Here is a 12,711-nt window from a genome sequence, read left to right as displayed (position 1 = left end):
TACCGTTCAGTTATACCGTTATATTCTGAAAATAATTCCGTTTATAAGCAGTAATAAATGATAATTATTACCGCTATGGTTTGCCGGAACGCGATTATCGATAACCTATCATCAATCAGGGGCAAGCCATGGATTCCAGCTTTACTGAACGCAGTGCGCCGACGGTTTATACAGTCAATCATCCACTTCCGTTCCATATACTGGCGGCGCGTATTGATGCCTTGCCCCCGTCGTGGGGGTTATGGCGTTTCATCATGCTGCTATCGCTGGGCGGATTCTTTGAACTCTACGACCTGTTTCAGACGGCGTATATCAGCACCGGTCTGATGAACGAGAACATCTTTCATGCTGGTCAGGCGGGACTCCTCGGGGTATCGGATCAGGCGACTTTCGCGTGCGTCACCTTCCTTGGCTTATTCGTCGGGGCCAGTGTGCTGGCTCCGCAGGCTGATAAACTGGGGCGTCGCAGCGCATTCATGTTTGCGCTGGCGTGGTACGGCGCGTTCTCGTTGCTGATGGCGTTCCAGCATCAGGCGCAAGGGGTGATCCTGTGTCGCTTTTTGGTCGGTATTGGGCTGGGGGTGGAACTGGTGACCATCGATACCTACCTGTCTGAATGGATGCCGACCTACCTGCGCAACCGGGCGTTTGCGCTGGCATTCTTCATGCAGTTTCTCTCGGTGCCGGCGGTGGCGCTGATGTCGTGGTGGCTGGTGCCGCACCAGTTCTGGGGGCTGTCTGGCTGGCGTTATGTGGTGATTATCGGCGCGCTATGTTCGCTGGTGGTGTGGTTGTTGCGGCGCAATTTGATGGAGTCGGCGCGCTGGCTGCTGTCACGCGGGCGTTATCGGGAAGCCGAGCAGGTGATGACGGCGATGGAACACCGTTGCGGTGTGCAGCCGGGGGAACCGCTGACGCCGCCACAGTCGGCCATTATCCCTCCATCACGTGGTCGCTTTCGTGATATCTGGTCGGCGCGTTACCGACGGCGAACCCTGATGTTGATGGTGATGAATATTTTTCAGGCCATCGGTTTTTTCGGTTTCGGTAACTGGTTGCCGACGTTACTGGCAGGGCAGGGAACCACCGTCACCCACAGCCTGCTGTATGCCTTTTTTATTACGCTTGCCTATCCGCTGGGGTCGCTACTGTGCTGCGGGTACATCGGGAAACTCGACAATAAATGGCACATTGTGTTGTCGTCATTGATGACCGTGGTGTTCGGTACCCTGTTTGCCTTCCAGACCCAACCGCTGTGGTTGATTGTTTGCGGGTTTCTGGTCGCTTACTCCAACGCCTGGCTGACCATCAGCTATCATGCCTACCAGACCGAGGTCTTTCCCACCGCGATTCGCGCTCGCGGCGTGGGCTTTTGCTACTCGTTCAGCCGCCTGTCTACCGCGTTCAGTAGTCTGCTTATCGGGTTGATTTTACAGCACTACGATACCAGTGGCGTGCTGGCGTTTATCATCATCAGTATGTTAACCGTGGTGGTCACCGTCGGGGTATTTGGCCCGCGGACCCGTGGCATTCGGCTGGAAAATATCTGAGGGGGAGATGCCGTTGCCCATCCGTTATGAAAAATACCGCCTAAAAACAACCGGGTTTTGATGTAACCCGCGTTGCCACGAAGCATGTTTATCTATACTTGTTATCTATCGGGTTGCCATTGTGCGGCAACCTGACGGTTTTAAAGGTAGGTGACGGGTAACCCGGCAGGCAAATCGCTCACACGACGTTCGACGCTGCCGATAACCAGAAGATGGATGTTCTTTTTTTCCTCTGGCTGGAAGGATACTGATAATGTTTCGTGGCAAAAAACGCCTGTTGTTCAGCGTGCTTGGCGCGTTGGCGCTGGCAGGCTCTGCTCAGGCACAACAGTGGGTCATGACGCCTACAGAAGGCCTGAATTTCGCTAAGGCCAGCTTTCCCGAATATCTTGAGGGCCTGACGCTCAGTAACGATACCGATGTCGCCGCTGATATTCAGCGTAATCTCAATTGGCTGGATAAGGCGTTTCAAAAGCGCGGATTCACCACCCAGCAACTGGCTAACGGCGCACACCCGATGTTGTATGCGGAGTGGGGGCCTATCCAGCCTAATCGCCCGACAGTGCTGTTTCTGATGCATTTTGACGGCCAATCAGCCAGCGCCTCTGACTGGACGTCGGACCCCTGGAAACCCACGCTGAAAATTAAAGATGCTCGTGGAATCTGGATGCCGCAGCCCAATGATCGGCTGATGCAACCGGGATTGGATCCGGAATGGCGTGTCTTTGGGCGGTCCGCGTCGGATGGGAAAGGCGTTATCTCGATGTTCCTGACAGCAGTAGATGCGATTAAAAGCGCCCGTATCACGCCGACGGTCAATATCAAGGTGTTACTCGACTCTGAAGAGGAGCGCGGGTCGCCGCACCTGACGGCGGTGGTCAACCAGAATGCCGCCCGGATTAAAAACGACGGCGTAGTGATTTTCAATGGCGGGGTGAACACCAATAACAAACCGGTGATCACCTTCGGCTATCGCGGGTCGATACAGGTTGATATGACGGTCTTTGGCCCGGACCCGGCAGCGCACAGCGGTGCATTCGGTAATGTGATTATCAACCCGGTGCAACAGATGGCGACATTGCTGGCCGGGCTTAAAGACGCCGATGGACGGGTGACCTTGCCCGGTTTCTATGACCGGGTCAAATTAACCGACGAGGAGCATAAGCAACTGGCTGCGCAGGCCCCGCAGCCGGGCACTATCGAAAGCCGTTATGGGGTGACTCAACTGGAGAAAATGGCACCCAACCCGGTGGAAGCCGTGCAGTACCCATCGCTGGATGTGATTGGGTTCAGGGCGGGCGATACTGGCCGTAAGGCGGTGTACGCCATTCCCTCAACCGCGACCGCCAGTATCAATATCCGTACTGTGCCTGAAACATCGCCGGATTACCTGTATGACCTGCTGAAAAAATACGTGATGTCGAAAGGGTTCTACATCGTTCGTTCGGATTCGCCCTCGTTGCAGGAACGTAATCATAATGCCCGGCTTATCTCCATGAGCATGATGACCTCGTCGGGCAGCTCCTTTGCGGTGCGCACCCAGATGGCCTCGCCACTGGCGAAATGGGCGATAGACGGCGTGAAGGCACCGGTAAAAGGGGAACCGGAGAAAAACCGCATGCTGGGGGTCTCGCCGCCGATTAACGGCGCACTGGCCGCGCTGAAAAACGCGTTTGCGGTGGTCTCACTGGTGAATGCGGATAACAGTTCGTATGGCGCTGATGAGAATATGCGCATCGGCAACTATATCGATGGCATCCGGATTATGGTCTCCATGCTGACAACACCGTTTCCTGAAGAGGAAAAGGCGAAGTAAACCTGAAATTCACTTGCCGGGGTGTCAACTTTTGCTGACACCCCACTTCATCCGGTGGCGGTGAAAGGGTATGATGCAGCTCTCGTCCCTGCCGCACCTGATAGAAGAAGGTTTTATTGATGCGTCTGGAAGTATTTTGTGAAGACCGCATTGGTCTGACTCGTGAATTGCTGGATCTGCTGGTATTGCGGCATATCGACCTGCGCGGTATCGAAATTGATCCTGCGGGTCGTATCTACCTCAATTTCACCACCCTCGGTTTTGACACTTTCCGTGAACTGATGACGGAAATTCGCCGCATCGCGGGGGTCAGTGATGTGCGTACCGTGGCGTTTATGCCATCCGAGCGGGAGCATCGGGCGCTGAATGCGTTGCTGGAGTCGATGCCTGAGCCAGTTTTATCGTGTGACCTGAAAGGAAAAGTGGAGCTTATCAACGCGGCAGCCCTTAGCCTGTTTGATCTCACGCAGGAAAAAGCCCGTACACTGACCATCAGCCAGTTGCTCAATGATTCCCCTATCACCCGCTGGCAAGAGCAGGGCGGCCAGCCGGAAACCACCCGCGTGGTGCTACGCGGTCAGGATTTCCTGCAGGAAGTCACCCCGGTTCACCTGGAAGACGATAAAGGGAAACCGACCGTCGTCGGGGCACTGGTGATGCTGAAATCCGCCGCACGCATGGGGCGCCAGTTACAGGATACCCCCGTTAACGACGAGCGCGAGTTCGACCATATCGTGGCCGTGAGTCCACGCATGCGGCAGGTGGTGGAACAGGCACGCAAGCTGGCGATGCTGGATGCGCCATTGTTACTGGTAGGCGAAACCGGCACCGGCAAAGATATGCTGGCCCGTGCCTGTCATCTGCGCAGTAGCCGTGGTAAAAAACCGTTTTTGGCGCTCAACTGCGCCGCTTTGCCAGACGACGTAATGGAAAGCGAGCTTTACGGCCATGCGCCGGGTGCGTACCCCAACGCGCTGGAAGGCAAGAAAGGTTTCTTTGAGCAGGCGAACGGCGGTTCGGTACTGCTGGATGAAGTGGGTGAAATGTCACCGCAGATGCAGACTAAACTGCTGCGTTTCCTCAACGACGGGACGTTTCGCCGGGTAGGGGAAGAGCATGAGGTGCATGTGGATGTGCGGGTTATCTGCGCGACACAGAAAAATTTGCTCGACCTGGTGCAGCGTGGCCTGTTCCGTGAAGACCTCTACTACCGCCTGAATGTGCTGACGTTGCAACTGCCGCCGCTGCGGGAGTGCCCGGCGGATGTCATGCCATTGGTTGAGCTGTTCGTCGCCCGCTTTGCTGATGAGCAAGGCATGACGCGTCCACCTATCGCTCAGGAAGTGCGTAACCTGCTGCCGCAGTATGGATGGCCGGGCAACGTGCGGCAGTTGAAAAACACCATCTATCGCGCACTGGCGCAAATGGACGGTGGCGAATTGCGCCTGCACGACATCGATTTACCGGCCTTTCAGCCGGAAATTACCCACAATGACGATTTACTGGAAGGCTCGCTCGACGATATCAGCAAACGCTTTGAACGCTCGGTATTAACCCGCCTTTACCAGACTTACCCCAGTACCCGCAAGCTGGCCAAACGGCTTGGCGTCTCTCACACCGCCATCGCCAACAAATTGCGGGAGTATGGGCTGAGTAGCCGCAAAAGTGGGGACGAGGACGAGTAATCGGGGCTGAGCACGGCTGGCGACTCAGGCCCCGAGCAGGTTGTTACTGCGCTGATGAGTCTAGTCGTGCCAGCCATTCATCCAGTCGTACAACTACCGCATCCCTTCGTTTTGAACTGGCGTTATCAGGCCACAGTGCATCGATATGTTTCTTGATGAACTGGCAGTCTGTGTCCGTTAATTTAAAATCACAGAAGTTGTCAGCTTTTCCACAAATGTGAAGTGTGCTTTTGCCACCACTTGCATTGATGAACTCAATTGGTGAGAGGCCAGCCATCTTCCACAGTCCTTCAATCTTGATGCTATTTGGTTTTTTTAGGCGAATGCTTATCAAAAAATCGTCGTGAGGCAGATCCTTCCAGTCTTCGTAAAAGTCAGTTTGCTTTGGCAACCTGTTTGGTTCAGCGTGACAGAAAGCAGCGAATGCGTTCTTTGCCTCTTTCGAGGCACCTTCGCTGTAGGCTGCAAGATAAATTTCCCGGTCTTTAAACGATGCCTGATGAGTGCGTGCTGCCTCCAGCAGACTTCTGTGGGACGTATCGGTATCCGTAATAAGTGGGCGGTGATTGCGCCGCTGCTCCCAGGCCTGTTTCTGACGCGCAATAGTGCTGTCGTCAATCGCTTTGGCCTGCTGCCACTGCAGCTCAAACCAGCGACTGGCATCAGCAATCTGTTCTGGTTTATCTATCAACATACCGGCTTCCTCCCAGCCGGTGAGTTCTTCTTTTCCCTCAAGAGATAAGCCGTTAGCTGAAAGATTGGCAGACCCAATGATCATGCTATTGTTGCTGAGCAGAACCTTGGCGTGCAGACGTGGCTGATTTCGGATATCCAATCCCTTGCGCTTCAACTGTTCAACCAGATAAGGATTGGTTGCACCGGAATCAAAATTACAAATAATCCTCGCTGCTGATTGATGTTTAATACTATCAAAGAGTGGTTCGATGCCACCACCGAGAAACGCTACCGCAATATTTAGTGGGGTATCTTGTTCAAAAAATGTCTCGATCTGTTTGGTATAGGTACCCGCATGTGTAGATAAAAACACCTGGACAATCTCCTTGTCAGTAAAATAAATTAATGAACGATATGTGGAATGACTTCTTGTTTATAGTGGCATTTTTCATCAATTTCAACGTCTTGTTTTAATTAATCTTATTCAGTAATAAATTGATAAAAAACGCACTCTATAAAAAGAGGGTTTTCTCAGCAAAAAACGGGCCAAAAAGATGTTTTGTATCCACCTCGCTTTTTTCAAACTCAGGCAGGTGAGATATGCCGGGAACTTCCTTACCACTCACGTCATACACATAAGTGTGAAAACCCAGACCATAATCAGAAGATTCTAATATCAGCGGTTCATTTTGCGAGTTACTGGCCGCGTGAATTTTTTTGAGATAAATCGGGTATAACAAGGCAACATGAATGGTCTCTTGCCCAACAAAACAGACCAACAGAACAATCGCGGATAACAAAAATGCACCAATCCTGGCCGCAATATTCCGCCACTGCCATCGGAAAACAGCAATCAATAGCTGGATGACGCGCACGCTAAACCAGATTAGCAAAGCGAACACCAGTAAAAATGTCAGAATTTCACCGGGCCAAAACGATCCAATAAATGTCAGAGTAAATAGGAACAAGCAATCTACGATCAGGCGTCGAAAATAGGGTGATTTAATCGGTAAGCGTTTCATCGTAATCATCGGTGCCTTGACACACTGGCGAAATGGAAAAAATAAAACGAGCCACAAAGCTGCTAAAAAATATATTCGTCGCTTATACGGTATTGTTGAAGATATGTGATTCCAATTCAGTCACCCAGCAATAAATTTTTTCAGACGTTGCGTACTTGATTGTACTCGATGTCTGTAACGCTAAGCGATGGTGTAACGCTAAAAAACGCGTCAATAAGTCTATCCCCCGGAATCGGCGAATATAACGCTGTTATTACCGGCTGGTCATGGAGGATAATGCGGTTTCTTTGCGACCTGATGGCTGACGTGGTTTTCGGCGGCGATGATGACTGACAGGCGCGATGCCGGTGCGCAGGTACTTCTGGTTCTTGATCGGATATTAGCTGTCTTATTTTTCAATGGGCCAGCACATCCCCGGGAATAAGCGAATATAACGCGGCGGTGACCGGCTGGTCATGAATGATAATCCGGTTTCGCAGCAACCCTTCGAAATGAGCGCCGACTTTTTCCGCGACCTGACGGCTGACGTGGTTTTCCTCGGCGGCGATGATTTCCAGTCGCGTCAACCCCAGCGTGCCGAAACCAAATGGCACCACTTCTCGTAGCGCTTCAGGAACGACCCCTTGGCCCTGTGCAGACTGGCGAACCCAATAACCAATATTGCCGAGTCGGTAGGCTTTGCTGATATTGTTGATGGCGATGGAACCCAACAGATCGCCAGTAGTACGGTCGGTGATCACCAGATCAAAGGCGGTGCCTTAATGGCGTAGCTGTTCGCAACGAGTCATTTCGCTTTTTTTGACAAGCATCACGGTTATTTTTGTGATGTGAATCACAAAAATAGGTCGATAAATAACCATATTATGATTAAGGCTAATAGCAAAGGAGAGCCTAATGTTTAGTCTTCAAAGGGTTGAGGCAGCGTTCACGGATGATATTTATGGTTTTACACAAAGTCTTCTGAAATACATTAACGCTGATAGCGATATTTCCCCTGATAAAAAAATCCTGGATGAAATTATTATAAGGGCCTATCAACAAAACTCAGCCCTCGATAGGAAAATAGTTCATAATGCCTTATTTGTTATTTATCAAAGTGTGCTCACTCATCCATTATCCGCTGCCGCATCAAGACAGTATGATGTCAATTTATTGAGTATTAAAGATATCATTGAAACGGCATGGCTTGAACATGAGTTTTCCGGGGTGGTCATCCCCGATGAGGTGAATAATTCAGAGCATTATGGTGATTATTTAAAAACAGTCTGGCACGCACATAACGCTTCTCACCATCCTATTTTTGAATTTCTCGAAAAGGATGCCTCTACACAACAGCTTTATTATTTTTTTAAAAGTGATAGCGCCTTAAATCTGATTTTCTTTGATCTGGTTGCTTATACGCTCATTGGATCTCAGCCGGAAACCAGAGGCACCATCAGTGAAAATCTATGGGATGAGATTGGGCATGGTGATAATATTTTTACGCATGTCAATCTCTACAAAGATGTGCTGTCACGACAGGATATCTCGCTGCCAGAAAATCATTATGTTGATATGTATGGTACCGAAGCGCTTGCCGGACATAATGCGTTCATGCTTGGCTCTATCAACCGCAAACACTATTATAAATTGCTTGGTGTCATGGCAATGACAGAAGTGCTTGATCCACCTCAGTATGAAAAATTGGTTAATGGCTGCTTGCGTCTTGGTCTTATTGAGCGAGATGTGAAGTACTATACCGAGCATATCACCATTGATATCAAACATGGTGACGACTGGCTTTATCACGTTATTGATGTCATCGCTAAACGGTACCCTGAAAGCCGCAAAGAATTTTATCTCGGTAGTTTGCTAAGACTACGAACGGCTGAGCGTTATTATGATCAGTTAATGCAGAAGTTAAATACTATCTGACAATACAGGCCCGCAGAGGAATAACCTTACTGCGGGCGTTCATTTATGAAGAATGAGGGCAGCTGTGTGGCATATGTATTACTGGCGTTGGCAGCCATATTCTGGGGTGGGAATTATGTTGTAGGACATATCCTTGTTCAGTTCGTCGACCCCTATGGCCTGAGCCTAATCCGTTGGGCGGGAACCACCTTACTGATGCTGTCGTTATACTGGAAACGGTTTACCCTTGATATGGCGATTCTGCGTAGTAATATAGGTCTTAATGCCCTTTTATCCTTTCTGGGGCAGGTCAGTTTCCCATTAAGCCTATACATTGGGTTACAATATACGTCTTCCCTGAACGCTGCCATATACATATCCAGTACACCCTGTCTGGTTCTGCTCATTAATCACTTTATTTTCCGTGAACGCATTTCAGTACGCAATGTCATCGGCGTTATTGCCAGTACTGTCGGTGTGCTCTATCTCGCTTTTTCCAGTGCGGGAGAACAGGGGCACGTTCAGACTTTTGGCTGGGGCGATATTCTGACAATACTTTCCGCACTGAGTTGGGCTTTCTATTGCGCTTTTTTACGGCTGAAAAATACCGAGGTAAAAAATACCTCATTTGTCGCATTCAGTTCACTGATCGGCACTGTTATCCTGATACCCGTATTTATATTGCATGTCATGCTGGCACAGGATTACCGAGGCATCATTTATACACTTTCTCCATCTGTTATAGCCGGAATTCTTTATCTCATTATCTTTCCGTCATGGTTGTCCTATGTTTTCTGGAATAAAGGCGTCTCACTGATTGGGACGACCCGAAGTGAAATTTACACCCACTTGATCCCCGTGTCGGGTGGTATCATGGGGATAGTTTTTTTGGGCAATGAACTCCGGCTTTACCATATCATCACGCTGGTGTTGATTGTCTTCGGAATCGTGTGCTGTTCTGCCAAAAATGCACGTATAGAAAACCGTCAGTCTGCTTGATTCGTGCGCGCCATTGCTACCAGAATAAGCAACGGCGCGGCGTTACAACGCTACTCAAGCAGTGTGTCTCCCGGAATCAACGAATAGAGCGCGGCAGTGACCGGCTGGTCATGGATAATAATCCGGTTTCGCAGCAACCCCTCAAAATGTGCGCCGACTTTTTCCGCGACCTGACGGCTGGCGTGATTTTCCTCGGCGGCGATGATTTCCAGTCGTGTCAGCCCCAGCGTGCCGAAACCAAATGGCACCACTTCTCGTAGCGCTTCAGGAACGACCCCTTGTCCCTGTGCGGACTGGCGAACCCAATAACCAATATTGCCGAGTCGGTAGGCTTTGCTGATATTGTTGATGGCGATGGAACCCAACAGATCGCCAGTAGTACGGTCGGTGATCACCAGATCAAAGGCGGTGCCTTCACGACGTAGTTGTTCGCAGAAGGTTATCCAGCTTTGTGCCATTGGCAGATCGTAATCGGGCACGCACCACGGTAGCCAGCGTCCTACCGATTCTATCGATTCACGGATGGCGTCAAACAGTGCGATGTCGTCAGAAGGCATGAACGGGCGCAGACTCAAACGCTCGGTTAGCAGTGGGAACATATCACCTCCAGAAAATCAGCCTGGCGGATACAGGATGATACAAATGATAATGCAACAGTTTTTGGCCCCACGCTATGGTCATTAACGCTCACCTGAATAATGCGGGAGAATAGATTGTGCGTATCAAAAGCTGGCGAAGGCTGACGGTTGGCGCGTTGTCGCTGGGGGGCGTGCTGGTGATAGCGCTGGCTGCCACCGTATGGTGGTTACTGCGCCAGAGTTTACCCCCGATAGACGGCGAGTTACCTGTCCCTGGGTTGCACACGGCAGTGACGATCGACCGGGACGATGCCGGTGTGCCGGTCATTCGGGCTAACGATCGTCAGTCAGCCGCCTTCGCGCTGGGATTTGTCCATGCGCAAGACCGCTTTTTCCAGATGGACTTGCTAAGACGCAATGCCGCAGGAGAACTGGCGGCGCTGGTAGGCGTGGCGGCGTTACCGTTGGATCGGCAGCATCGATTGTTCTTGCTGCGCCAGCAAGTGGCCCGAAACTGGCAGGCATTGCCCGTTGAGCAGCAGCAGACCTTGCGCAGTTATGCCGATGGCGTCAATGCCGGGCTGAGTAGTCTGAAAACGCGTCCGTTTGAATATTGGCTGCTACGCGTTAAGCCGCAAGTCTGGTTGCCGGAAGACACCTTACTGGTGATCGCCTCCATGTATTTTGATTTGCAGGATAACCAGTTTGGTCGGGAGTACGCCCGTGGCTGGATTGCCAGCCAGAGTACGCCGGAACAGGCTGATTTTTTGTTGCCGGATGCCAGCGTATGGGATGCGCCGTTGGCAGGCCAGTTGCCGCCTTTTTCGGAAGAACCGGCTACGCCGCCATCGTGGTGGGGGCAGTCTGGTGGCAAGACTGGTGCGTCAGTTGGCGGCCAGGAGCAAGCCAAAGGCAGTAATGGCTGGCTGGTGAGCACCGCCGGGAAGGCGATACTGGCTAACGACATGCATCTTGGCTTGAGCCTGCCGACGATATGGTATCGCGCACAGCTTATTTACCCGACGGAGGCGGGCACACTGCGCCTGACCGGATTTTCTCTGCCCGGAGCGCCTGCCATCGTCAGTGGCAGTAATGGGGTGATTGCCTGGGGTTTTACCAACAGTTATGTCGATACCTTTGACTGGGTGAAACTAAACCATCAGGAAGGCCATCAACGCACGGTACAAGAAACGCTGACAGTCAGTCATGGCGAGCCGCAGACGATGACCGTGCAAACCAGCGACTGGGGGCCGGTGGTCGATACCGGACAAGGACGCATGGCGATGCATTGGGTACTCCAGTTGCCGGGGGCGCTGGATCTGTCGCTGATGTCGCTGGCAGAAACACACTCCGTGCCAGACGCGCTGGCTGCGGGGCAGCGCGCCGGTCTGCCGGCACAAAACCTGTTGGTGGCAGATAACCGAGGCCATATTGGCTGGACGCTGGCTGGCGTACTGCCGGACCGACTGATGCCCGGCAGGCAGAACACGTTCCCTCTGGTGGATTTGTCGCAGGCGCGCTGGCGTGAACGAGGGTTACCCCCCGAGTCCTATCCTGAAATCATCGACCCGCCGCAAGGCGTCATCGTTGCTGCCAACAACCGTATGCTGTTTGATGATCAAGGGGAGCGGCTCGGGGATGGCGGGGCGGACCCCGGTGTGCGCGCGTCGGCGATTCATCAGGCGTTGGGGGAGGTCAGCCAGCCAGATATCGCCGCGATGCACCGGATCCAACTCGATAACCGCGCACTGCTGGCGGCCAGCTGGCGTGACCGGTTGATGGAGTGCATGAACGCCTCTGCGCCTGACTCGATGGCCGATTACACCGCGGTCAAAACGTTATTACAGCAATGGAATGGGCAGGCATCGGCCGATTCTGTGGCGTACCTGTTGCTGAATCGCTGGCGTGAGGCGCTTTACCAACAACTGTTCGGCACATTCGATCAACAACTGTCGCAAGCGTGGCCGAAGGCCAGTTACCGGGCGGCTAACCCGCGCTGGGATATGACGGTACAACAGCTCATGCGTGATGAGGCCATTTTGTGGGTACCTAAACCGGCGAAGAACTGGTGCCAGTTTTCGTTACAGCAACTGGAAACGGTATGGCGGGATAACGGCGAGGGCCACCGTCGCTGGGGGGATGAGAATCAGAGCCACATCGCTCACCCGCTGGCGTCGTCACTGCCGTTGCTGGGCCGTTTGCTGCAAGCGCCGGTATACCCGCTGTCTGGAGACAATAACGTGCCACACGTCAATCGCCCGACGTTTGGCGCGTCGGAGCGGCTGGTGATAGCGCCGGGCGATGACGCAGGCGCGACGCTGAGCCTGCCGGGGGGGCAGAGTGGTAATCCGCTCAGTCGCTGGTGGCTCGATGGGTATCACCGCTGGATAAGCGAAGCGCAGACGCCGTTATTACCGGGTACCGGCACCCGACAACTGCGACTGAAACCGGCTGACAGCGTTCAGCTTTAATCATGTTGGCAATGATTAGGCG

At 52.3% G+C, this 12,711-nt stretch carries 10 protein-coding genes; 6 read left to right on the top strand and 4 right to left on the bottom strand.

The genetic code is table 11. The annotated features are described in order from the left end of the window. The first annotated feature begins 254 nt into the window (after positions 1 to 254). From LF929_RS12145 to tyrR, 3 genes are all read left to right on the top strand, one after another. A complete protein-coding gene (locus LF929_RS12145; RefSeq protein WP_226093189.1) occupies positions 255 to 1,550 on the top strand; it encodes an MFS transporter in 1,296 nt (431 codons plus the stop codon). Between the two features lie 253 nt (positions 1,551 to 1,803). Next, entirely contained in the window at positions 1,804 to 3,366 is a 1,563-nt protein-coding gene (locus LF929_RS12140; protein WP_226093173.1) for a M20/M25/M40 family metallo-hydrolase, read from the top strand. 119 nt (positions 3,367 to 3,485) lie between these two features. Further along, on the top strand, positions 3,486 to 5,051 hold the full coding sequence (gene tyrR / locus LF929_RS12135; protein WP_210175030.1) for a transcriptional regulator TyrR: 1,566 nt from the start codon (positions 3,486 to 3,488) through the stop codon (positions 5,049 to 5,051). Positions 5,052 to 5,094: 43 nt separating this feature from the next. On the opposite strand, the gene LF929_RS12130 is transcribed toward tyrR, so the two are convergent. From LF929_RS12130 to LF929_RS12120, 3 genes are all read right to left on the bottom strand, one after another. Beyond that, on the bottom strand, positions 5,095 to 6,099 hold the full coding sequence (locus tag LF929_RS12130; protein ID WP_210175029.1) for a phospholipase D family protein: 1,005 nt from the start codon (positions 6,097 to 6,099) through the stop codon (positions 5,095 to 5,097). A 139-nt stretch (positions 6,100 to 6,238) separates the two neighbouring features. Beyond that, positions 6,239 to 6,748: a hypothetical protein gene (locus LF929_RS12125; RefSeq protein WP_210175028.1), complete on the bottom strand. Its 510-nt coding sequence runs from the start codon at positions 6,746 to 6,748 to the stop codon at positions 6,239 to 6,241. A gap of 395 nt (positions 6,749 to 7,143) precedes the next feature. Then, a complete protein-coding gene (locus tag LF929_RS12120; protein WP_226093172.1) occupies positions 7,144 to 7,488 on the bottom strand; it encodes a GNAT family N-acetyltransferase in 345 nt (114 codons plus the stop codon). 154 nt (positions 7,489 to 7,642) lie between these two features. Here LF929_RS12120 and LF929_RS12115 point away from each other — a divergent pair, with 154 nt between their 5' ends. Beyond that, positions 7,643 to 8,662, top strand: coding sequence for an iron-containing redox enzyme family protein (locus LF929_RS12115; protein WP_210175027.1), 1,020 nt, complete (start codon positions 7,643 to 7,645; stop codon positions 8,660 to 8,662). A 66-nt stretch (positions 8,663 to 8,728) separates the two neighbouring features. Next, positions 8,729 to 9,640 (top strand): DMT family transporter, encoded by a 912-nt coding sequence (locus LF929_RS12110; RefSeq protein WP_210175054.1) that lies wholly within the window; start codon positions 8,729 to 8,731, stop codon positions 9,638 to 9,640. 50 nt (positions 9,641 to 9,690) lie between these two features. Here the strand turns inward: LF929_RS12110 and LF929_RS12105 are convergent, their stop codons facing one another. Beyond that, positions 9,691 to 10,239 (bottom strand): GNAT family N-acetyltransferase, encoded by a 549-nt coding sequence (locus tag LF929_RS12105; RefSeq protein ID WP_210175026.1) that lies wholly within the window; start codon positions 10,237 to 10,239, stop codon positions 9,691 to 9,693. 116 nt (positions 10,240 to 10,355) lie between these two features. On the opposite strand from LF929_RS12105, the gene LF929_RS12100 reads away from it, so the two are divergent. Then, positions 10,356 to 12,689: a penicillin acylase family protein gene (locus tag LF929_RS12100; RefSeq protein ID WP_210175025.1), complete on the top strand. Its 2,334-nt coding sequence runs from the start codon at positions 10,356 to 10,358 to the stop codon at positions 12,687 to 12,689. The last annotated feature ends 22 nt before the right edge of the window (positions 12,690 to 12,711 follow it).

The sequence above is a fragment of the Dickeya oryzae genome (assembly GCF_020406815.2).
GTDB classification, from domain to species: domain Bacteria; phylum Pseudomonadota; class Gammaproteobacteria; order Enterobacterales; family Enterobacteriaceae; genus Dickeya; species Dickeya oryzae.
The sequence above is the reverse complement of the archived record's forward strand: the minus strand, read 5'-3'. Positions and strand labels throughout refer to the sequence as shown.